We start from the raw sequence: 19,281 nt of genomic DNA on the forward strand, positions 1-19,281 counted from the left end.
GGGCACGTCGGAACGGCGACTGCGAGGATCCTCAGGGGTTCGGCGACGTACCCTCGGACGCATGGGGTTTCTGTTCTCGCTGCTGACCGTCGTGCTGATGGTGCTGGCGCTCGTGGATGTCGTGCGTCAGCCGGACAACGTGGTCCGCAATCTGCCCAAGATCGTCTGGATCCTGCTGATCGTCTTCATCCCGCTGATCGGCGTGACGATCTGGTTCCTGCTCGGGCACGACTGGAAGAAGGGCGAGGGCGCCTCGTTCGTCCCGGGCGGGCGCACGAAGCGGCCGCGCCGCTCGAAGACGCCGCCCCCGCCGACGATGGTGGTGCGGCCGCCGACGAAGAGCACCGAGGAGCAGCTCGCCGACCTCGAGCGCGAGGAGGCGCACTACGCGCGGCTCGCCGAGGAGCAGCGCCGGCTCCGCGAGGGCGAGCGGCCGCAGGACGCCTGAGGCGTCGCGCGGCCGCTCCGGGCGCTAGCCCGCGGCTCCGAAGTTCGACGCCGTCCACTGCACCGAGGCGATCTTCGCCTGGCCCGCGATGCTGGGGTGGAAGTAGTCGGTGGTGCCGATCAGCGCCTTCGTGACGGGAGTCGCGGTGAGCGCGCCGCCGTCGTAGTCGCAGAGGGTTCCGGCCGCCGTGCAGGCCTTCTGCAGTGCGGTGTTGTACTGCGTCGTCCGGGTCTTCGCGGCGGTGGCCGAGGCCGAGGCGGCGGTGGTGCTGAGGCGGCCGCCGGTCGCGCTGACGCCGCGGGTGGTGCGGCAGAGGTTGCCCGAGGCCCAGACGACCGAGCCGAAGCCGCCCTTGACGACCGCCCACTCGGCGGCGACGTTCGGCATCGAGGAGAGGACGATCTTGGCGGCGGGCCAGGTGCTGCGGATCTTCGTGATCGCGGCGCTCGCTCCGGTGCTGAAGGCGGCGGCCGTGGTCATCGTGTAGCCGTCGGCGGCGACCGGGTTCTTCGCGGAGCAGAGGTCGTTGCCGCCGATCAGCAGGGTGACGACGTCGGGGCGGACACCGGCGGCGACGGCGGCGTCGATCCGGGCGGGGACGCCGGCGACGAGGTCGCCGGTCTGTGCGAAGTTGGCGGTGGTCACCGTGGTGCCGGGGTTGGCGGTGCGCAGGCGGCTCGCGAAGGAATTGACGGTCGTGTTCGTGCCGGTCGACCAGTTGTTGCGCGGGCAGTCGGCGAACTGGCCGCAGGTGCCGTAGGCCTGGGTGATCGAGTCACCGAGGCTGAGCATCGACAGGGTGGGGGTCGCGGCGGAGGCAGCGCCCGCGGGCACCACCGCCGCAGCGAGGGCGAGCACGGCGCCGACGGCGAGCGCGCGCACGCGGCGGCTCCCGGGACGGCGCGGGCGGAGGGAGGTGGGGAGGCGCATGAGGGGGAACCGCTCTCGGTCGGGGGACAGCGGTGGGGGCCGCCGATCCTGACGTTAGGCCTGCGGGGTCTCCGGCGGTCCTGCGCGCGTGGCCCCAGAACGGGGCCCGAGACGTCCGGCTCGATTCACTCGCGTCGGGCGCCGGAGGCCTGCAGGCGGCTGAGCGCCCAGACCACGGCGCCCGAGAGGACGAAGACGGCGGCGACGACCAGGACGTAGACCGCGACCCGGTCGTAGCCGATGCTGGGGCTCAGGAAGGGGTACGGCACCCAGCCGTCGGTCGCACCGCGGATCAGCACCACGACCAGCCAGACGATCGGGTAGATCGTGACGACCCAGAGGCGGCGCCAGGGCAGCGGCGGCCGGTCGGTGAAGAAGATCCAGTCGAGGAGGCCGTAGACCGGGAAGAGCAGGTGCATCACGGTATTGGCCCAGGGCAGCGTCACTCCGCCCGCGAGGCCGACGAGCAGCGTGTTGTAGACGAGGCCGACGACGATGATGTAGCTCGTCGTCGCCCCGCGGACCAGTGCCATGGTCCCGCTCTGCGCCCGGCCGGCGAGGGACAGCGCGGCGGTGATCAGGAGGACCGCGGCCATCAGCAGGTTGCCCTGGATCGTGAAGTAGCCGAAGAAGTTGACGGGGATCAGCGGCGTGCGCGAGGCGGAGTCGATCGCGGTGGCGGTGACCGCGGCGAGCACCGTGAGGGCGACCGCGATGCGCAGGACGGCGAGGAGGATCCGCAGCGCGCGGGTCCCTCGTGCGGGGGAGATCGGCGTCATCGCACGAGCGTAGCGAGCCGGCGGGAGGGGCGCGCCCGGCGGGTAGCCTGACCTGATGCTCACGATCGGTGTCGACCTCGCCGCGGAGCCCGTGCGGACGGCGGTCGCCGCGCTGGAGTGGAGCGGCGGCGAGGCGGTCGTCCGCTCGCTGGTGCTCGGCGCCACCGACGAGGACGTGATCGCCGCGTCGCGGGAGGCGACGACGATCGGCATCGACTGCGCGTTCGGCTGGCCGCTGGAGTTCGCGGCGTTCGTGTCCGCGCACACCCGCCGGGAGATCGCGCCGCGGACGCTCGCCGGGCGCGACTGGCGGCGGCGGCTCGCCTACCGGGAGACCGACCGCGCCGCGCGCGAGGTCACGGGGCGCTGGCCGCTGAGCGTGTCGACCGACCGGCTCGGCATGACGGCGATGCGCTGCGCCGAGCTGCTGGACGCCTTCGCGGCGGCGGGCGAGGACGTCGACCGATCCGGCGGCGGCCGGCTGGTCGAGGCCTACCCGGCGGCGGCGCTCCGGCTCTGGGGAGTCGACACCACGGGCTACAAGACGCGGCCCGAGGCGGTGGCGCTCGCCGTCGAGGCGCTGCGCCGGGCGGCGCCGTGGCTCGTGCTGCCGGTCGGCGCGGCGGCGCTGATGGCGCGCTCGGACGACGCCTTCGACGCGGTGATCGCGGCGCTGAACGCCCGCGCGCACGCCCTCGGGCGGACGGTGCCGGTTCCGGAGGAGCTCCGGGAGTCTGCGCTGGCCGAGGGCTGGATCGCGCTGCCGACGTGCGGGCTGGACGAGCTCGCCGGCTGAGGCGTCAGGCGGACAGCTTGCGGTCGGCGGCCGAGGTGATCGCCTCGGCGGCGCGCTCGGCCTCCTCGACGGTGGCGAAGGGGCCGGTGAAGGCCCCGGTCAGGACGGCTCGTCCGGGTTCGATCTCGAGTCGGAAGCGGGGCAGCTCCGCCCCGGGAACGACGACGATCCGGACTCCGTTGCGACTCCATCGTGCGGGCTGAAGAATGGGGATCTGGGTCATTGGTGCTCTTTCGCGTGCATCGTGCTCGGAAGGCTTCCGCCTCGACCGTGCGTCCTCACGCTAGGTCCGCGGGCGCCCTTCCCGAACGGGGTTGACCTCCCAGGTGCGCGGAGGTAGTCACCGACGGGACACCGTGTCCTGCCTCTCGGCGGCGAGGGCGGACTCGAGCTCCGCGTCGAGGGAGGAGTCCTCGTCCGGCTCGCCGCGACGGGGGAGCGGGGCGGTGAGACCGCGCTGCACGCGGAACCGGTGACCGAGCACGATCCCCAGGAGCGCGACCAGGAAGACGGCCAGACCGGTTCCCGCGATCGGGATCGCGACCGTGCCGAGCGCGCCCGGGACGGCGTCGCCCTCGTCGGTGACGGTGAGGGTGACGCGGATCGACTCCGGGACGCCCTGGGCGTCCTGCTCCCGCGCGATCCGGTCGAGGAGGGCCGTGGTGGCGGTGCGGGAGAGCTCGACGGCGCGAGCGGGATCGAACGAGGTTCCGATCACCGAGAGGAACGGCAGGGTGAAGCGGCCGCCGTTCGACTCGTCGCCGCGCGGCTGGGTGGTGCGGCGGACGGCGCCGACGCCGTCGCCCTCCTCGAGCGGACCGGCCTGCTCGGCGACGGCGGCGCGCACCTCCTCGCCGCTGGCGAGGTAGGCGTAGATCACCGCGGTGCTGCTGAGGTCGCTGACCTGGTCGTCCTCGACGCCGGGGACGCGCTCGACCCCGGGGATCTGGGCGACGAACGGGTTCTTCGGGCCGCCACCGAGCAGCACGGTCACGGCGGCGCTGTGCTCGCGGTCGCCGCGGAGGGTGAGCCCCTCGTCGGTGACGGTGAAGTGCACGGCGGTCGCGACGATCACGGCGAGGGCGGCGCTCGCGACGACGAGGAGCTTGCAGCGCCAGAGGACGAGGAGGTAGGTCGGCATTTCCACTGCTTCAGGGTGACCGTCGGGACCTTTCGCCAGCCTGAACAGCCTCGATGTCCCGCGGTCAGCCGGGAGCCGGCAGGCGGATCTCGAGCCGTGCGCCGCCGAGCGGGGAGTCGAGCAAGCGGGCGCTGCCGCCGCCGGCCCGCGCCGCCTCGGCGACGATCGCGAGGCCGAGCCCTGAGCCGCCGGTGTCGCGGGCGCGGGCGTCGTCGCGGCGCTCGAAGCGGAGGAAGACCCGCTCGCGGTCCCCGGCCGGCACACCCGGACCGTCGTCGTCGACCTGCACGACCGCGGTGCCCTCCTCCTGCCGGACCGTGAAGGCGACGGCACTCGTCGCGTGCCGCCGGGCGTTCTCGGCGGCGTTGCGGACCGCGCTGTGCAGCAGCGGCTCGTGCCCGTGCACTTGAGCGGGTCCGACGCCCTCGGTGCGCACGTCGACGCCCAGCGCGCGGAGCCGCGCGGCCTCGGCGAGGACGAGGTCGTCGAGGTCGACGTCCTGCTCCGCCACCGCCTCGCGCTCGTCGACCCGAGCGAGCAGGAGGAGGCTCGAGACCAGCTGCTGCATCCGCTCGCCCTCGTCCTCGACGACGCGGGCGAGGTCGGCGAGCGGCACCGCGGCCGGATGCTGCAGCGCGACCTGGGCGTGCTGCCGGATCGCCGCGACGGGCGAGCGCAGCTCGTGCGAGGCGTTGGAGACGAAGCGGCGCTGAGCGGTCTGCGAGCGCTCGAGGCGGCCGAGCAGTCCGTTCATCGTGCGGGCCAGGCGGGCGAGCTCGTCGCGGCCGGGCGGCTCCTGCACCCGCCGCTCCAGGTCGGCGGCCTCGATCGCCTCGACGTCGGCGCGGATCCGCTCGACCGGCCGGAGCGAGCGGCCGACGACGAACCAGACCAGCGCGCCGACGACCGCGGTGACGAGCGGGACGGCGACCGTGAGCAGCCGGACGGCCGAGCCCGCGGCGTCGTCGGCGCCGGCGAGTGTCCGTGCGACGACGACGGTCTCGCCCGGGTCGCCGCCGAGCTGGAGGCTCTCGGAGCCGACGACGAAGCGGGCGCCGTCGATCGAGGTGATCTGCGGCTCGTCGGAGACCGGCAGCGGCACGGCGTAGACGACGTCGTCGTCCGCGACCGCGACGACCGATCCCTCCCGCTGCAGCTGGATCACGACCTCGTCGGTGTTGAACGGCGGCAGCCGCCCGGCGCTCTCGGTGTCGGTCGCGATCTGGCGGGCCTGCTGGTTCGCGGTGAACGCCTCGGCGTCGACGAGGGACTGCTCGAGCAGGGCGGTGAAGGCGACGGAGCCGGCGACCAGGACGGCCAGGATCGCGGCGGAGACCAGGGCGGTCAGCCGCACGCGGATGCTCCAGGGCGGGCGGGGAGCCATCGGTCCTCAGCCTTCGACGAGCCGGTAGCCGGCGCCGCGGAGCGTGGTGATCGACTCCGTGCCGAACGGGCGGTCGAGCTTGGCGCGCAGCCGCGCCACGTAGACCTCGACGATGTTGAGGTCGCCGTCGAACGCGTCGTCCCAGACGCCCTCGAGGATCTCGCGCTTGGAGACGACCCGGTCGCGGTGGCGGGCGAGGAAGTCGACGACGGCGAACTCGCGCGAGGTCAGCCGGACCGGGACGCCGCCGCGATGGACCTCGCGCAGCGCCGGGTCGATCAGCAGCTCGCCGAGGCGGTGGACCACCGGCCGCTCCGGGCGTCCGCGCCGCACCAGCGCCCGGAGTCGCGCCACCAGCACGGAGTACTCCAGCGGCTTCACGACGTAGTCGTCGGCGCCGGCGTCGAGGCCCTCGATCTGGTCGTGGTCGCCGTCCTTCGCGGTCAGCATCAGGACCGGGGTCCAGTCGCCCTCGTCGCGGAGGGTGCGGCAGAGGGCGGAGCCGCTCAGGCCGGGCATCATCAGGTCGAGGACGATCGCGTCGTAGACCGTCTCGCGGGCGCGCCACAGCCCGTCCACGCCGTCGTGCGCGACGTCGACCGAGAAGCCCTCGGCCTCGAGACCGCGGCGGACGCCGTCGGCGAAGACCGCCTCGTCGTCGACCACCAGAATCCGCATCCCGTCGAGTATCGCCGGTGCGGGGCGGCCCGTGCACGGAGGCCGGGCGGTCAGTCCAGGCGGTCGAGCGTCGCGCTGATGGTGCGCAGGCACTCGATCAGGACGCCGATCTGGCGGGAGTCGAGGTCGGCGAGGACCTCGCCCTCGGCCGCGACGAGGTGGCGCATGGCGTCGTCGACGCGCTTCGTGCCGCGCGGGGTGAGCGAGACGATCTTGCTGCGCGAGTCGGCGGCGTTCTGCTCGCGGACGACGAGGCCGCGCGCGCCGAGCCGGTCGACGCGGCTGGCGAGGTTGCCGCTCGAGATGCCCAGGCGGGTGGACAGGACGGACGGGGTCATCGTGCCGGCCGGGTTCTGGCGCAGCAGCGAGAGCAGCTCGAACTCCCACGGGGCGAGCTCGCCGGCCGCGAAGGAGAGGCGCCGCACCTCCTGCACCCGCGGGCTGAGCCGGCGCAGGCGGGAGAGGACGTCGAGCGGGGCGAAGTCGAGATCGGGCAGGGCGTCGGCCCACGCGTCGATCACCAGATCGACATCGTCGTCTTCACGCATCCCCCGATTATCGTCGGCCCCGGCGGTGCCGGGCGACGGCTGGCCGCGGCGGCGCGGGAGGCCTACCCTGCCCGCCGCGGCGCACCTGCCGCTAGCCTGGTCGGGTCGGAAGGACTCCTGTGCGCGCGCACCTCGAGCAGCTCCTCGCTCTGCTGAGCGGGACGTTCCTGCTGCTCGCGCTCGTGTCGAGTCCCGACGCCGCGGTCGTGCTGGTCGTCACCACCACCGCGGTCGCCGCCCTGGTCCTCGGGGCGCGCTACCTGGCCGTCGGCGCTCGCCGGCCCGTGCTGTCGATCGGGAGGCGGGCCAGGGAGCACCGGCTCGGCCTCGCCGCGCAGCCCTCGCCGCAGCACCCGTGCACGCGGGGGCGCGTGCGCTCGCGGGCACCGGGCCTGCCGGGACTGGTCGCGTAGCCCGGAGCTCTGCCTCGGGAGGCGCGACCGTTCGCGACCGCGCTCACCTCCCGACGACAGGACTCCCATGAACTTCTACGACTTCCCGCCCATCGCGGCGGCGCTCGACGCCGCCTCCCACCTCGTCACCGGCCTCGCCTCGGCCCTGGAGCCCCTCGCGGGCGGCGCCTCGGCCGCCGCCGCGATCGTGCTGGTGACCCTCCTCGTCCGCGTGCTGCTGATCCCGGTCGGGATCTCGCAGGGCCGGGCCGAGATCACCCGCCGCCGCCTCGCCCCGCTGCTGCGCGAGCTGCAGCGGAAGCACGCGAAGAATCCGGAGGCGCTGCAGCGCGCCACCATGAAGCTCTACGCCGACGAGAAGGCCTCGCCGCTCGCGGGCTGCCTCCCGGTGCTGCTGCAGGCGCCCGTGGTCTCGCTGCTCTACGGGCTGTTCGTGCACCCGGACATCGCCGGTCACGGCAACGCACTGCTCGACGCGCGGCTGCTGGACGTGCCGCTCGGCCGGTCGTTCGTCACGGCGCTCGGCGGCGGCGACCCTGCGCAGCTCGGCGTCTTCGCGGTGCTCCTCGGGGTGATCGCGCTCGTCTCGTGGCTGGCGCGCCGGGTCGCGCTGCGCCAGGCGGCGCTCACCCCGGTGCCGGAGGGGACGCCCGCGGCCGTCGCCCAGCTGATGGGGGTGCTCAGCTGGATGCCGTTCCTCACGGTGGTGTTCGCGGCGTTCGTGCCGCTCGCGGCGACGCTCTACCTGACGATCACGACGACCTGGACGCTCTGCGAGCGCGTGATCGTGCGGCGGGCGCTGACGAGCGCGGCGCGTCCGTGAGGCGCCCGCTCACCAGCCCGTCGTCAGCACCTCGTCGAGCTGGTCCGCGAAGAAGTCGGCGCTCTCGACGGTGAAGCAGAGCGGCGGCTTGATCTTCAGCACGCACTGGCGATCGGAGGTGGGCTGCACGATCACGCCGCGCTCGCGGAGCCGCTCGCAGATCGCGCGCGTCTGGGCGGTCGCCGGCTCGAGCGACACCCGGTCGCGGACCAGCTCGAGGCCGAGGTACAGCCCGCTGCCGTGCACGGCGCCGATCAGCGGGTGGCGCTCGGCGAGCTCCTCGAGTCGGCGGCGGAGGTGCGCGCCGGTGGTCCGCGCGTTCTCCTGCAGCCGCTCGCCGGCGAGCACGTCCAGCACCGTCGTCCCCACGACGGAGCTGACCGGGCTGCCGCCCGCCGAGGAGAAGAACGAGCCCTGCGAGCGGTAGCGGTCGGCGATCTCCCGGGTGGTCACGACCGCGCCGAGCGGGTGTCCGTTGCCCATCGCCTTCGCGACGGCGACGACGTCGGGCACGACGCCCTGCTGCTCGAAGCCCCAGAACCACTCGCCGAGCCGGCCGTAGCCGACCTGCACCTCGTCGGCGATGCAGAGGCCGCCGTGGGCGCGGACGGCCGGGTAGACGGCGGCGAGGTAGCCGTCGGGCAGCGGGATGCCTCCGGCGTTGCCGTAGAAGGTCTCGGCGATGAAGCCGCCCGGGGGAGTGCCGGCCGCGGCCAGCTCCTCGATCCGGGCGACCGCCTCGGGCGCGTAGCGGTGCGCCTCGGCCCCGCGGTGCGTGCCGCGGTAGCTGTTGGGGGCGTCCAGAGTGTGGACCCAGGCGGGCCGCGTCGCGAGCGCGTCGGGGTTGTCGGCGACGGAGGTGGAGACCGCATCCGACAGGCCCGACCAGCCGTGATACGCCTCGCGCACCGCCAGCACGTCGTCGCGGCCCGACCAGGCGCGGGCGATCCGCAGCGCGAGATCGGCCGCCTCCGTGCCGCTGTTGACGAGCAGCACGGTGTCGAGCCCCTCCGGCAGCAGGGCCGCCAGCCGCTCGCAGAACGCGCCGATCGCGGGGTAGGAGAAGCGCGAGTTGGTGTTGAGCAGCCGCCACTGCCGCTCGACGCGCTCGACGAGCAGCGGGTGCGCGTGGCCGATCGAGGTCACGTTGTTGAGCACATCGAGGTGCACGCGGCCGGAGTCGTCGACGAGGTGCTCGCGCCAGCCGCGCAGCATCGTGGGCGGGTCCTCGAAGTAGTGCTCCTGGGCCTCGGCCAGGTGCGCGAGCCGCCGCTCGAGCACCTCGGGGTCCGGGCGCGGGGCGGGGAGGGCGCGCCCCAGGAGCAGCGGAGTCGGGTCGAGGAGGACGTCGAGCCAGGCGTCGGCCCAGCGCGCGCGCGCGAACGGCGGCAGGTCGGCCGCGTCGAGCAGGCGCGGCGCGGCCTGGGCGCGCAGGAGTCCGCGGGCGGTGCCGAGCGGGTCGCCCGCGGTGACCCGGGTGCCGGGCGCGGGCGGCTCGTCGACGCCGTCGAGACGCAGCCGGACGCCGTCGGCGAGCAGCGTGACTCCTCCAGGGACGCCGCCGCCCACCTCCGCGTCGAACGGGGCGCTCAGGGAGGTCCGCGCGGCGAGGTGGACCTCCACGACCAGCGCGGTCGTCTCGGGCTCGTGCGCGGTGTGCGGGCGGCCGCGGGTCAGGCGGCGCTCGCCGTAGCGCAGCACCGCGCCCCGGCGCCGCCCGCGAGCGCCGCGCGGGCGAGGGCGGGCTCGGCGTCGTCGTCGAGCCAGCGGCCGGCGTCGAGCGCCGGGCTCTCGGGCGAGAGGTCGACGACGACGGCGTCGAGGCCGCCGAGCACGGGGGCCGCGGCGGGCAGGGCGGCCGGTGCGCTCGGCCGGCCGAGGGCGCGCCGGACCAGCGCCTGGAGCACCGGCAGCGGCGCGGCGGTCGCCCGGTCGAGGATCAGGCGCTCGTGCTCGAGGTTCTCGCGGGCGTAGTCGTTGCCCGGGTCGCCGGCCAGGACGTCGTGGGCGCTGACGACGAGCACCGCCGCGCGGAGCACCACCAGCGGCCAGAGCGCCTCGACCTCGGCCTCGGCGAGCGGGCGCACGGCGTCGTAGGCGGTGGCGGCGCGGAGCACCGTGGCCGCGTCGGCGTCCGCGTGGTGCAGGAGCGAGGACAGCGTGATCGCGAGCTCGCCGACCGCCCAGCCCGCGCCGAGATCGCCGAAGTCGATGACGCCGTCGGGGAGGACACCCGCGTCCACCACCACGTTGTCGTCGGTGAGGTCGCCGTGCACGAGCTGCACCGGGAGCGCGGCGGCGAGCGGATCGACGACCGCCAGCGCCGCACCGACGGCCGTCCGGATCGCCCGCGCCGAGCGACGGGGCACCCGGCCGATCAACGCGTCGACGACCCTGCCCGCCCGGCGCAGGTCCCACTGGTCCGTGTCCTCGAGGCCGTCGAGCGGCTGCTCGGCGAGCGCGACGTCGACGCGGGCGGCGAGGTCGCCCATCGCCCGGACGACGGCGGGGGAGAGGTAGCCGGAGCCGGAGAGGGTCCGGCCGGGGACGAAGTCGAGGACCCGCGCGACGGCGGTCGTGCCGCCGAGGTCGAACTCGTGCAGGGTGCGGCCCTTGCGGTCCGGCCGGACGCGCGGGAGCCGGACGCCCTCGAGCCGGTCCGCCAGGCGGGCGACGGCCTCCGTCTGCGCCTCGATCCGCCCGATCGGTGTCGCGGGGTTCGCGATCTTGAGCAGCAGCCGCTCGTCGCCGCTGTCGACGAGGACGTTGCGGTCCTGATTGCTGCCCAGCTCGCGCAGCGCGCCGTGCAGCCCGTAGCGCTCGCGCAGCAGTGCGGCCGCGACCTCGTGGTCGAGCGCGGGCGGGGGCGGCGGTGCGGCGTCGGACGGCATGGCGAGGGTCCTGTCGAGCGGGGGATCGGGTGCATCCATGATCGCGCGTCGTCGCGGCGCCGCGTGTCCCGTCGGCCGCCGCTGCATGCTGGTCGAGGAGCCCCGGAGGGACGTATGGAGACCTGCCGTCCTCAGCAGTGCGGGCAAGCAAACCGGCTTCCGGCGATGGTGGATCTCGATACGCCCGCTGCGCGAGCTACTCGATCAGCATGCACTCCCTGCGGAGGACGCTCTCTGCGTGCTGGTCGAGGAGCCCCGCAGGGCGTATCGAGACCTGCCGTCCTCAGCAGGGTGGGTCTGCAGACTCGGCTTCTGCCGCTGGGGGATCTCGATGCGCCCGCCTCGCGGGCCACTCGATCAGCATGACTGCGCGAACGGACCCGCAACGGGCCCCGCACCCGGAGCAGCGCCCCGCCCGCGTCCAGTCGGAAGGGAGGACGCGCGCGAGTGGACCCGGACAGGGCCCTGGAGCTCCGCTGGGCACCGCCGCGCGTCCAGTCGGCCGCCGCTGCATGCTGGTCGAGGAGCCCCGCGGGGGCGCATCGAGACCGGCCGTCCTCAGCAGGGCGGGACTGCAGATCCCTCTTCTGGCGGTGGTGGATCTCGATACGCCCGCTGCGCGAGCTACTCGATCAGCATGATCCCGCGGGCGATCCTGCGAAGGGCCGAGTCCAGGGGCTCACCCGTGCATGGTGGTCGAGTAGGCCCGGAGGGGCGTATCGAGACCCGCAGTCCTCAGCAGAGGGCCGCCCGCTCCGCGGATTGCTCGATCAGCATGGTCAGTGCGCGTAGGCCGACGGGTCGAAGCGGCCGAGCTCCTCGCGGAAGGCGAAGGCGAAGTCGGGCCAGAGCAGGGTGAGGCGGTGGGAGGCGGCGTCGACGTACCAGCTCTCGCAGCCGCCGTTCGTCCAGACGGTGTCGGCGCTGAGCGCGTCGAGGCGGGCGAGGGAGGCGGCCTCGGCCTCGGCGGTGACCTCCAGGACGTCGACCCCGGCGCTCGAGCGGTGCTCGAGCGCGGCGAGGACGTAGTCGATCTGCGACTCGATCATGTGCACGGCGGAGTTGTGGCCGAGGCTCGCGTTCGGCCCGTTGATCACGAAGAGGTTCGGGAAGCCGTGCACGGCGGTCGAGTCGTAGGCCGACATCCCGTCGCCCCAGCGGTCGGCCAGCAGCTCGCCGCCGCGGCCTCGGATCCGGCGGGCGAACGGCGGGCGGGTCGCGAGGAAGCCGGTCGCGAGGATCAGCGCGTCGATCTCGTGCGGGACGCCGCCGTCGCCGATCGCCGCCGAGCCCTCGACCCGGCGCAGCGGGCCCGGCACGACCTGCACGTGCGGCTGCGCGAGCGCGGGGTAGTAGTCGTCCGAGAGCAGCACCCGCTTGCAGCCGATCTCGTAGTCCGGCGTGAGCACGGCGCGCAGCTCCGGGTCGGCGACCTGCGCGGCGAGGTGGCCGAGCGCCTCCGCCCGCAGCCGGTCGATGGCCTCGGGCACGCCGACCCGGCCGGCGAAGCCGAGCTCCGCGCGCCAGAACAGCTCGGAGCGCAGCCGCTCGACGGCGCCCGGAGCGCGGGCGAGCGCCCGGCGCTCCGCAGGCGGGTAGGCGCGGTTCCGGCGCGGGACGACGTACGGCGCCGAGCGCTGGAAGAGCACGACCTCGGCGGCGCGCTCGGCGAGGTGCGGCAGGATCTGCACCGCGGAGGCGCCCGAGCCGACGATGCCGACCCGCGCTCCGTCGAGGTCGACGTCGTCGCGCCAGCGGGCGGAGTGGAAGACAGGCCCGGCGAAGCCGTCCAGCCCCGGGACGTCGGGCAGTCGCGGCTCCGACAGCCGCCCGGCGCAGACCACGAGGACGGCCGCGTCGAAGTCCCCCCGCGAGGTGCGGACGCGCCAGCGACCGGCGAGCTCGTCGAAGGTCATCTCGAGCACGTCGGTGCCGAGATGCAGCTGCGGCGCGAGCCGCTCGCGCTCGACGACCCGCTCGAGATAGGCCTGGATCTCGGCGCCCGGTGCGTAGAAGGCCGACCAGTCGGGCTCGGGCGCGAACGAGTACGAGTAGAGGTGCGAGGGGATGTCGCAGGAGACGTTCGGATAGCGGTTGTCGCGCCAGGTGCCGCCGACGCGCTCGGCCCGCTCGAGCACCGCGAAGGAGACGCCGCCGCGGCGGGCGAGGCGCGCCGCCGCTCCGATGCCCGCGAAGCCCGCGCCGACCACGACGACGTCGACGGAGGTCGCCATCAGACGATCGTCCGGGGGAGCGTCGACCCGGCCGGGTCGCGGTGCGGGTCGGCGATGAAGCGCTCGACGAGCGCGAGCAGCTCGGCCGACCGCTCGGCCAGCACGCAGTGGCCCGCGTCGATCACGGCGTAGCGGGCGTCGTCGATCGCCCCGAGCAGCGCCTCCGCCCCCTCGACGCCGACGACGGCGTCGGCGGTGCAGCCGACGACCAGCGCGGGGACGCGCAGGCGGGCCGCGGCCTCGGTCGCGTCGGCGCGGGCGGCCGCGGTGAGGAGCGCGGCGGTCGCGGCGTCGGCGGCCAGGGGAGTCTCGCGCCCGGGTCCGAGGTCGGCGAGCGTGCGGACGCCGATCACGCGCGCCAGGTCCGCGCGGGCGTCGGGGAGGTCGGCCAGCGACTCCCACAGCCGGGCGACCGCGACCAGGCGCTCGGTGGGGTGCAGCCAGCCGGCGGCCAGCACCAGGGCGCCCACCCGCGGATCCGCCTCGGCGGCGGTGATCGCGGCCCAGGCGCCGAGGGAGACGCCGACGACGACCGCCCGCTCGGCGCCGAGCCGGTCGAGCGCGGCGGAGACGGCGCGAGGCGCGTCGCGCAGCGGATCCCGCAGGTCGGCGAGCTCGACCGCCGCCACCCGGTGCCGGCGAGCGAGCATCGGCAGCAGCAGCGCCCCGTCGGCCCGGGCACCGCGCCCTGGCCCGGTCGCGAGCAGGACGACGTCCGTCGCCGGCTCACCACCGGAGTAGAGGCGGACCGTGTCGTCGCCCACCGTCAGCGAGGACTCCTGGATCAGCGCGGCCTGCCGCTCGAGGTACGCCGACGACCGCGTCACGAGACGCGGCCGGCCTCGCGCACCGGGAAGCGCAGCCGGCGGGTCGCGGTGCTGCCGGGCGCCGGCACCGTCATCGCGCGCTCGGCGGCGACGTGTCCGTAGTCGGTGGTGCGCTGGCGCCAGGGCCGGCCGATCTCGCCGGTGAGGCGCGCGATGGTCGCGATGTCGAGCGAGCGGTGCGCCTCGGCGCCCGACTCCGGACTCATCGCGCCGTCGAGCAGCAGCCCGCCGAGGTCGTCCGCGCCGCCGCGCAGCAGCTCCTGCGAGAGCTGCAGTCCGAGCTTCGTCCAGGCCGTCTGCACGTGGTCGATCCGCCCGTGCAGCAGCAGCCGCGCCACGGCGTGCACCGCGCGCGTCTCACGCCGGGTCGGCCCGCCGCGGGTCTGCGCGACGACCGTCGCCGGCGCCTCGGCCGGCACGAACGGCATCGCGATGAACTCGGTGAAACCGCCCGTCTCGTCCTGGATCGCGGCCAGCGCACGGAGGTGGTCGATCTGCTGCTGCGGCGTCTCGACGTGCCCGTAGACCATGGTCGCGGTCGAGCGCAGGCCGCCGCGGTGCGCGGTCGTCACCGACTCCCGCCACTCGGCGACGCTCGGGTCCGCGCCCTCGCTGAGGAGCGCGCGCACCCGGTCGTCGAGGATCCGCGCCGCGGTCCCCGGAACGGAGTCGACGCCCGCCTCGCGCAGTGCGGCCAGCATCTCGGCGGGGGTGCGCCCGGTGCTCACGGCCGCGTCGAGGATCTCGCCCGGCCGGAACGCATGCAGGTGCAGCGTGGGGTGCCGCGCGTGCAGGGTGCGCACGATCAGCAGATGGTCCTCGCCCGGGGTCGCGAGCGGTCCCTGGAGGCACAGCTCGGTGGCGCCGAGCGCGACGGCCTCGTCGGCGAGCTGCTCCAGGGTCTCGACGGTGAGCCCGCCGGCGCCCCAGAGCGCGGTGTCGATGTTGCGGTTCGCCACCACGGTGACGGTGTCGCCCACGGCCGAGCGGCGGATGTCGTCGGCGAGGGCGGCCAGCGCGTCGAGGTCGTCGCCGTCGGCCGCGAGCAGGGCCAGGTAGTCGGCGTCGTCGAGGCCGGCCGGCTCGGCGGCGGCGCGCTCGAGGACGGCGGCGAGGGTCGGGGCCGCCGGGCGCGGGGCGGGCTCGAGCTCCTCCCGGTACGGGCGCGCCACGATCGGCGCGGACTCGTCGGCCAGCCACGACTCCCGATCGGCGAGCGCGAGCACGTACGGCGCGACCCGCGGGTCGATCCAGGTCTCCGCGTCGCTCAGGTACCGCGGGTGGGCGGTGAGGCGCTCGTGCAGCCGGTAGCCGGAGTCGGCGGTCAGTCGCGCGAGGTCGTCGATGTTCGGCCACGGCCGCTCGGGGTTCACGTGGTCCGCGGTCAGCGGGCTCACCCCGCCCCAGTCGTCGATCCCGGCGCGGAGGAGGAGCCCGAGCTCCTGCTCGTCGGTGAGGTTCGGCGGCACCTGGATGGTCATGTCGGCGCCGAGGACGAGGCGGGCGACGGCGACGTTCGCGACGTACTCCTGCAGCTCGAGGTCGACCTCGTTCTGCATCGCGGTCCGCGGCTTGGCGCGGAAGTTCTGCACGATGCACTCCTGCACATGGCCCCAGAGCGCGTGCGAGTCGCGGATCGCGAACAGCGCGTCGGCTCGCTCCGCCGTGTTCTCGCCGATGCCGAGCAGCACGCCCGTGGTGAACGGGATCCGGCTGCGCCCGGCGTCGTCGAGCACCCGCAGCCGCAGCGCCGGATCCTTGTCGGGCGAGCCGTAGTGCACCCCGCCCTTCTCCGACCACAGCCGTTCGGCGGTCGTCTCGAGCATCATCCCCATCGAGGGCGCGACCGGGCGCAGGCGCTGCAGCTCGGCCCAGGACATCACACCGGGGTTGAGGTGCGTGACCATGCCGGTCTCGGTCATCACGAGCACGGCCATCGCCCGCACGTACTCCAGCGTCGACGCGTAGCCGTGCTCGGCGAGCCAGGCGCGGGCGACGGGCCAGCGGTCCTCCGGGCGGTCGCCGAGGGTGAACAGCGCCTCCTTGCAGCCGAGCGCGGCGCCGGCGCGGGCGACCTCGAGGATCTCCTCCGGCTCCATGAAGGTCGACTCGCGCTTGAGGGCGAGGCCGCCCGGCGTCTCGACGAACACGCAGTAGTGGCAGCGGTCGCGGCAGAGCTTGGTCAGCGGCACGAAGACCTTGCGGGAGTAGGTGATCACTCCCGGCCGGCCGCGCCGGGCGAGCCCCTCGTCGCGCAGCCGCCCGGCCGCCAGCAGCACCGCGTCGAGGTCGTCCCCGCGCGCCTCGAGGAGCACCTCGGCGCTCGCGCGCGTGATCGGCTCGCCCTCGGCGAGGCGGGCGAGGAGGGTGGGCACGGTCATGCGGAGGCGGCTCTTCCGGAGGGGTCGGTCGGCGGGCGCCGACGGGTCGGGGCGCGGGAGGGTCGGACGGCCGACGGCACTGCGCCGGCCGGTCGCGACGGAATCAGAGGGCGCGCAGGCGCGGCGCGAGGTCGCGCTCGAACCCGTCGAAGAAGCGCTGCTGGTCGTCGCCCGGCGCGTGGAACACGAGGTGGTTGAAGCCGGCGTCGACGTAGGGCTTGATCTGGGCGACCGTCTCGTCCGGGTCCGAGCCGACGATCCAGCGCTTGGCGACCTGCTCGATCGGCAGCTCGTCGGCGGCGCGCTCCATGTCGACCGGGTCGGTCAGCGAGTGCTTCTGCTCGGGAGTGAGCGAGAGCGGCGCCCAGAAGCGCGTGTTCTCGAGCGCGAGCGCCGGGTCGGGGTCGTAGGAGAGCTTGATCTCGATCATCCGGTCGAGCGCGGCGGAGTCGCGCCCGCCCGCCGCGATGCCCTCCTCCACGGCGGGGAGCAGCTTCTCGGTGTAGAGCTCCATGCCCTTGCCGGAGGTGCAGATGAAGCCGTCGCCTGCGCGCCCGGCGTACTTCGCGACGACGGGTCCGCCCGCGGCGATGTAGACGGGGACGCCGTTCTCGGGCTTGTCGTAGATGGACGCCTCGTGGGTGGAGTAGTACTCGCCGTCGAAGGAGACGCGGTCGCCGGCCCAGAGGGCGCGCATGAGGCGCACGGCCTCGCGCAGGCGGGCGAAGCGCTCCTTGAAGTCGGGCCAGCTCTGCTCGCCCGCGCCCTGGTAGCCGGTGGCGACCTCGTTCAGCGCCTCGCCGGTGCCCACGCCGAGCATGATCCGGTCGGGGTAGAGCACGCCGAGCGTGCCGAACGCCTGCGCGATGACGGCGGGGTTGTAGCGGTAGTGCGGCGTCATCACCGAGGTGCCGAGCCGGATGGTCGAGGTGCGCTCGCCGGCCGCGGCGAGCCAGGCGAGCGAGAACGGCGCGTGGCCGCCGGTGTGGCGCCAAGGCTGGAAGTGGTCGGAGACCACGGCGCTCTCGAAGCCGTGCCGCTCGGCGCCGACGGCCAGCTCCACGAGCTCGCGCGCCCCGAACTGCTCCGCCGATGCCTTGTACCCGAGCGTGATCGTCATAGTGCCGCCTTCGTCAGAGGGAGGGGACCGCTCCGGACACCGGGCGGTCCCTCCATTCTGCGCCCGCGCGGGCGGCGATCGGGACGCTCAGGCGGACGCGCCCGAGATGTTGACCATCCAGTGCACGCCGAAGCGGTCGGTCAGCATCCCGAACCGGTCGCCCCACGGCGACGTGGTCAGCGGCTCCTGGACCGAGCCGCCGGCGGCGAGCCCGTCCCAGTAGCCGCTGAGCTCGGCGTCGTCGTCGCCGAAGAGCGCCACGGTGATGCGCGCCCCTTCCTCGAACGTCATCGAGCTCGGAGTGTCGGACGCCATCAGGATCAGGCCGCTCGGCGTGGTGAGCTGCGAGTGCATGAGCAGGTCCTGCTCGGCCGGATCCTCGCTCGCGTGGAAGTCCGCGAAGGTGCTCGACACCAGCTCCCCGCCGAAGACCGAGTGGTAGAACTCCATCGCCTCGCGAGCGTTGTCGCGGAAGCCGATGTAGGGGCTGAGACTCGTGGACATGACGGCGCCTTCCTGTCGAGGAGGGCCCCAGTATCGACCCGCCGGCGATCTCGCTGCAACGGCCTCCCTCCTGCTGATCGAGTAGCCCGCGCAGAGGGCGTCCCCCTGCTGATCGAGTAGTCCGCGCAGCGGGCGTGTCGAGATCCACGCGTCCAGCAGGGGCGGGTCTCGATACGCCGCCTTCGGCGGCTACTCGACCAGCATGAATGCCGCCACCTTCTGCTGATCGTCCCCGCATGCTGATCGAGTAGCCCGCGCAGCGGGCGTATCGAGATCCACCAGCGTCAGAGGCCGAGTCTGCAGACTCGCCCTGCTGATGCCGCGGGGCTCGACACGCCCCTGCGGGGCTGCTCGACCAGCATGTCTGCGCGCGTCTCTTCCCAGTAGATCCCCGTGTCCGGCAGGCGCGGACGGAGCGCCCCCTACAGTTCCGCGCGGGTCGGGGGGTTCGCGCCCGAGCGGGAGGTGGTGACGCCGGCGACGCGGGCGGCCCAGTGGCCGATCGCGCGCAGGGACGGCTCGTCGAGGAGCAGGCCGTTCGGGGCGCCGAGGCCCTGGCGGAAGGCCTCGTCGAGGATCGCGCCCATGGCGGAGTCGCCCGCGCCGATGGTGTCGGCGACGACGATGCGGGCGGCGGGGACCGTGGCCCGGGCGACGGCGGAGGCGAGCAGCAGGCCCTCGCCGCCGCGGGTCACGACGGCGAGCTGGGCGCCCAGCTCCAGCAGGCGGGTCAGCACCTCGTCGAGCTGCATCGTCGGGTAGAGCCACTCGGCGTCCTCGTCGCTGAGCTTGACGATCTCGCAGGCCGCGGCGACCCGCTCGAAGCGGGCCAGTGCGTCGTTGTGCTCGCCGACGAGCGCGGGGCGGATGTTCGCGTCGACGCTCGCGGTGACGCCGGCCGGCAGGGCCTCGAGCAGCTCGACGATCGCGGAGCCCCCCGGCTCGAGGTAGACCGCGATCGAGCCGGTGTGCACGTGGGTCGCGCTCGAGGGATCGGCGGCCGGCGGGTTCCAGGAGAGGTCGAAGTCGTACTCGGCGGAGCCGTCCTCCTGCAGGCGGGCCCGGGCGGTCGAGGTGCGCTCGGCGTCGCCGTGCAGCACGGTCACGCCGGAGGCGCCCAGGTGCTCGGCGATGCGCCGACCGCGCTCGTCGTCGGCGATGTCGGTGACGAGGGTCGCCTCGCGGCCCAGCCGGGCGAGAGTCAGGGCGACGTTCGCGGGCGAGCCGCCCACGTGCTCCGTGCTCGCGCCGTCGCGCTCGACGATGTCGATCAGGGCTTCGCCGATGACCAGGATGCGGGGCGCCGCGCTGTCGCGGACGTCGGTGGAGGACATCCCGCCATCATGCCGGTCCGCGCGGCGTCGTCGCGAGACCTCCCGGGCCT

19 protein-coding genes are annotated in these 19,281 nt (G+C 74.5%); 4 read left to right on the forward strand and 15 right to left on the reverse strand.

Features of this window, described 5'->3' with window-relative positions; genetic code table 11:
* Positions 1–61: 61 nt before the first annotated feature.
* Positions 62–448 (forward strand): PLD nuclease N-terminal domain-containing protein, encoded by a 387-nt coding sequence (locus tag GTU73_RS06285; RefSeq protein ID WP_160087891.1) that lies wholly within the window; start codon positions 62–64, stop codon positions 446–448.
* 24 nt (positions 449–472) lie between these two features.
* Here GTU73_RS06285 and GTU73_RS06290 read toward each other — a convergent pair whose 3' ends face one another.
* The gene (locus tag GTU73_RS06290; protein ID WP_160087893.1) at positions 473–1,378 is read right to left on the reverse strand and encodes a GDSL-type esterase/lipase family protein; all 906 of its coding nucleotides are present in this window, start codon (positions 1,376–1,378) and stop codon (positions 473–475) included.
* A gap of 125 nt (positions 1,379–1,503) precedes the next feature.
* Entirely contained in the window at positions 1,504–2,157 is a 654-nt protein-coding gene (locus tag GTU73_RS06295; RefSeq protein WP_160087895.1) for a Pr6Pr family membrane protein, read from the reverse strand.
* Positions 2,158–2,212: 55 nt separating this feature from the next.
* Between GTU73_RS06295 and GTU73_RS06300 the strand changes: the two genes are divergently transcribed.
* On the forward strand, positions 2,213–2,953 hold the full coding sequence (locus tag GTU73_RS06300) for a DUF429 domain-containing protein (RefSeq protein WP_160087897.1): 741 nt from the start codon (positions 2,213–2,215) through the stop codon (positions 2,951–2,953).
* Positions 2,954–2,957: 4 nt separating this feature from the next.
* Here the strand turns inward: GTU73_RS06300 and GTU73_RS06305 are convergent, their stop codons facing one another.
* From GTU73_RS06305 to GTU73_RS06325, 5 genes are all read right to left on the reverse strand, one after another.
* Complete coding sequence (locus GTU73_RS06305) at positions 2,958–3,176, reverse strand: hypothetical protein (protein ID WP_123445207.1); 219 nt, start codon at positions 3,174–3,176, stop codon at positions 2,958–2,960.
* Positions 3,177–3,293: 117 nt separating this feature from the next.
* On the reverse strand, positions 3,294–4,094 hold the full coding sequence (locus tag GTU73_RS06310) for a hypothetical protein (RefSeq protein WP_160087899.1): 801 nt from the start codon (positions 4,092–4,094) through the stop codon (positions 3,294–3,296).
* Between the two features lie 64 nt (positions 4,095–4,158).
* Positions 4,159–5,478, reverse strand: coding sequence for a HAMP domain-containing sensor histidine kinase (locus GTU73_RS06315; RefSeq protein ID WP_160087901.1), 1,320 nt, complete (start codon positions 5,476–5,478; stop codon positions 4,159–4,161).
* A 6-nt stretch (positions 5,479–5,484) separates the two neighbouring features.
* On the reverse strand, positions 5,485–6,156 hold the full coding sequence (locus GTU73_RS06320) for a response regulator transcription factor (protein WP_160087903.1): 672 nt from the start codon (positions 6,154–6,156) through the stop codon (positions 5,485–5,487).
* Between the two features lie 50 nt (positions 6,157–6,206).
* Positions 6,207–6,704 carry a MarR family transcriptional regulator gene (locus GTU73_RS06325; RefSeq protein WP_123445211.1) on the reverse strand — a complete coding sequence of 166 codons (498 nt, stop codon included), beginning with the start codon at positions 6,702–6,704 and terminating at the stop codon, positions 6,207–6,209.
* Positions 6,705–6,823: 119 nt separating this feature from the next.
* Here GTU73_RS06325 and GTU73_RS06330 point away from each other — a divergent pair, with 119 nt between their 5' ends.
* Both GTU73_RS06330 and yidC read left to right on the forward strand, forming a co-directional pair.
* Positions 6,824–7,117 carry a hypothetical protein gene (locus tag GTU73_RS06330; RefSeq protein ID WP_160087905.1) on the forward strand — a complete coding sequence of 98 codons (294 nt, stop codon included), beginning with the start codon at positions 6,824–6,826 and terminating at the stop codon, positions 7,115–7,117.
* Positions 7,118–7,184: 67 nt separating this feature from the next.
* Positions 7,185–7,940: a membrane protein insertase YidC gene (gene yidC, locus GTU73_RS06335; RefSeq protein WP_160087907.1), complete on the forward strand. Its 756-nt coding sequence runs from the start codon at positions 7,185–7,187 to the stop codon at positions 7,938–7,940.
* Positions 7,941–7,949: 9 nt separating this feature from the next.
* On the opposite strand, the gene GTU73_RS19040 is transcribed toward yidC, so the two are convergent.
* From GTU73_RS19040 to GTU73_RS06370, 8 genes are all read right to left on the reverse strand, one after another.
* A complete protein-coding gene (locus GTU73_RS19040) occupies positions 7,950–9,641 on the reverse strand; it encodes an aminotransferase class III-fold pyridoxal phosphate-dependent enzyme (RefSeq protein WP_244231792.1) in 1,692 nt (563 codons plus the stop codon).
* Complete coding sequence (locus GTU73_RS19045) at positions 9,614–10,831, reverse strand: phosphotransferase (protein WP_208543741.1); 1,218 nt, start codon at positions 10,829–10,831, stop codon at positions 9,614–9,616. Before GTU73_RS19045 ends, GTU73_RS19040 begins: the two co-directional genes overlap by 28 nt.
* A gap of 779 nt (positions 10,832–11,610) precedes the next feature.
* Positions 11,611–13,065 carry an NAD(P)/FAD-dependent oxidoreductase gene (locus tag GTU73_RS06345; RefSeq protein ID WP_160087909.1) on the reverse strand — a complete coding sequence of 485 codons (1,455 nt, stop codon included), beginning with the start codon at positions 13,063–13,065 and terminating at the stop codon, positions 11,611–11,613.
* A complete protein-coding gene (locus GTU73_RS06350; protein ID WP_160087911.1) occupies positions 13,065–13,892 on the reverse strand; it encodes an alpha/beta hydrolase in 828 nt (275 codons plus the stop codon). The genes GTU73_RS06345 and GTU73_RS06350 overlap by 1 nt, the downstream gene beginning before the upstream one ends.
* A complete protein-coding gene (gene cofG / locus GTU73_RS06355; RefSeq protein WP_160087913.1) occupies positions 13,889–16,273 on the reverse strand; it encodes a 7,8-didemethyl-8-hydroxy-5-deazariboflavin synthase CofG in 2,385 nt (794 codons plus the stop codon). The genes GTU73_RS06350 and cofG overlap by 4 nt, the downstream gene beginning before the upstream one ends.
* A gap of 103 nt (positions 16,274–16,376) precedes the next feature.
* Positions 16,377–17,393, reverse strand: coding sequence for a glucose-6-phosphate dehydrogenase (coenzyme-F420) (gene fgd, locus GTU73_RS06360; protein ID WP_160087915.1), 1,017 nt, complete (start codon positions 17,391–17,393; stop codon positions 16,377–16,379).
* Between the two features lie 87 nt (positions 17,394–17,480).
* Positions 17,481–17,897, reverse strand: a complete 417-nt coding sequence (locus GTU73_RS06365) for a VOC family protein (RefSeq protein ID WP_160087917.1) — start codon at positions 17,895–17,897, stop codon at positions 17,481–17,483.
* Between the two features lie 422 nt (positions 17,898–18,319).
* Positions 18,320–19,231, reverse strand: a complete 912-nt coding sequence (locus GTU73_RS06370; RefSeq protein WP_160087919.1) for a carbohydrate kinase — start codon at positions 19,229–19,231, stop codon at positions 18,320–18,322.
* Positions 19,232–19,281: the final 50 nt, after the last annotated feature.

Source organism: Rathayibacter sp. VKM Ac-2804 (assembly GCF_009866655.1).
GTDB lineage: Bacteria > Actinomycetota > Actinomycetes > Actinomycetales > Microbacteriaceae > Rathayibacter.

What these genes read in the sequence shown, in the direction of transcription:
- GTU73_RS06285 (WP_160087891.1), top strand. Translation starts at nt 62, where the DNA reads ATGGGGTTTCTGTTCTCGCTGCTGACCGTCGTGCTGATGGTGCTGGCG.
- GTU73_RS06290 (WP_160087893.1), bottom strand. Translation starts at nt 1,378, where the DNA reads ATGCGCCTCCCCACCTCCCTCCGCCCGCGCCGTCCCGGGAGCCGCCGC.
- GTU73_RS06295 (WP_160087895.1), bottom strand. Translation starts at nt 2,157, where the DNA reads ATGACGCCGATCTCCCCCGCACGAGGGACCCGCGCGCTGCGGATCCTC.
- GTU73_RS06300 (WP_160087897.1), top strand. Translation starts at nt 2,213, where the DNA reads ATGCTCACGATCGGTGTCGACCTCGCCGCGGAGCCCGTGCGGACGGCG.
- GTU73_RS06305 (WP_123445207.1), bottom strand. Translation starts at nt 3,176, where the DNA reads ATGACCCAGATCCCCATTCTTCAGCCCGCACGATGGAGTCGCAACGGA.
- GTU73_RS06310 (WP_160087899.1), bottom strand. Translation starts at nt 4,094, where the DNA reads ATGCCGACCTACCTCCTCGTCCTCTGGCGCTGCAAGCTCCTCGTCGTC.
- GTU73_RS06315 (WP_160087901.1), bottom strand. Translation starts at nt 5,478, where the DNA reads ATGGCTCCCCGCCCGCCCTGGAGCATCCGCGTGCGGCTGACCGCCCTG.
- GTU73_RS06320 (WP_160087903.1), bottom strand. Translation starts at nt 6,156, where the DNA reads ATGCGGATTCTGGTGGTCGACGACGAGGCGGTCTTCGCCGACGGCGTC.
- GTU73_RS06325 (WP_123445211.1), bottom strand. Translation starts at nt 6,704, where the DNA reads ATGCGTGAAGACGACGATGTCGATCTGGTGATCGACGCGTGGGCCGAC.
- yidC (WP_160087907.1), top strand. Translation starts at nt 7,185, where the DNA reads ATGAACTTCTACGACTTCCCGCCCATCGCGGCGGCGCTCGACGCCGCC.
- GTU73_RS19045 (WP_208543741.1), bottom strand. Translation starts at nt 10,831, where the DNA reads ATGCCGTCCGACGCCGCACCGCCGCCCCCGCCCGCGCTCGACCACGAG.
- GTU73_RS06345 (WP_160087909.1), bottom strand. Translation starts at nt 13,065, where the DNA reads ATGGCGACCTCCGTCGACGTCGTCGTGGTCGGCGCGGGCTTCGCGGGC.
- cofG (WP_160087913.1), bottom strand. Translation starts at nt 16,273, where the DNA reads ATGACCGTGCCCACCCTCCTCGCCCGCCTCGCCGAGGGCGAGCCGATC.
- fgd (WP_160087915.1), bottom strand. Translation starts at nt 17,393, where the DNA reads ATGACGATCACGCTCGGGTACAAGGCATCGGCGGAGCAGTTCGGGGCG.
- GTU73_RS06365 (WP_160087917.1), bottom strand. Translation starts at nt 17,897, where the DNA reads ATGTCCACGAGTCTCAGCCCCTACATCGGCTTCCGCGACAACGCTCGC.
- GTU73_RS06370 (WP_160087919.1), bottom strand. Translation starts at nt 19,231, where the DNA reads ATGTCCTCCACCGACGTCCGCGACAGCGCGGCGCCCCGCATCCTGGTC.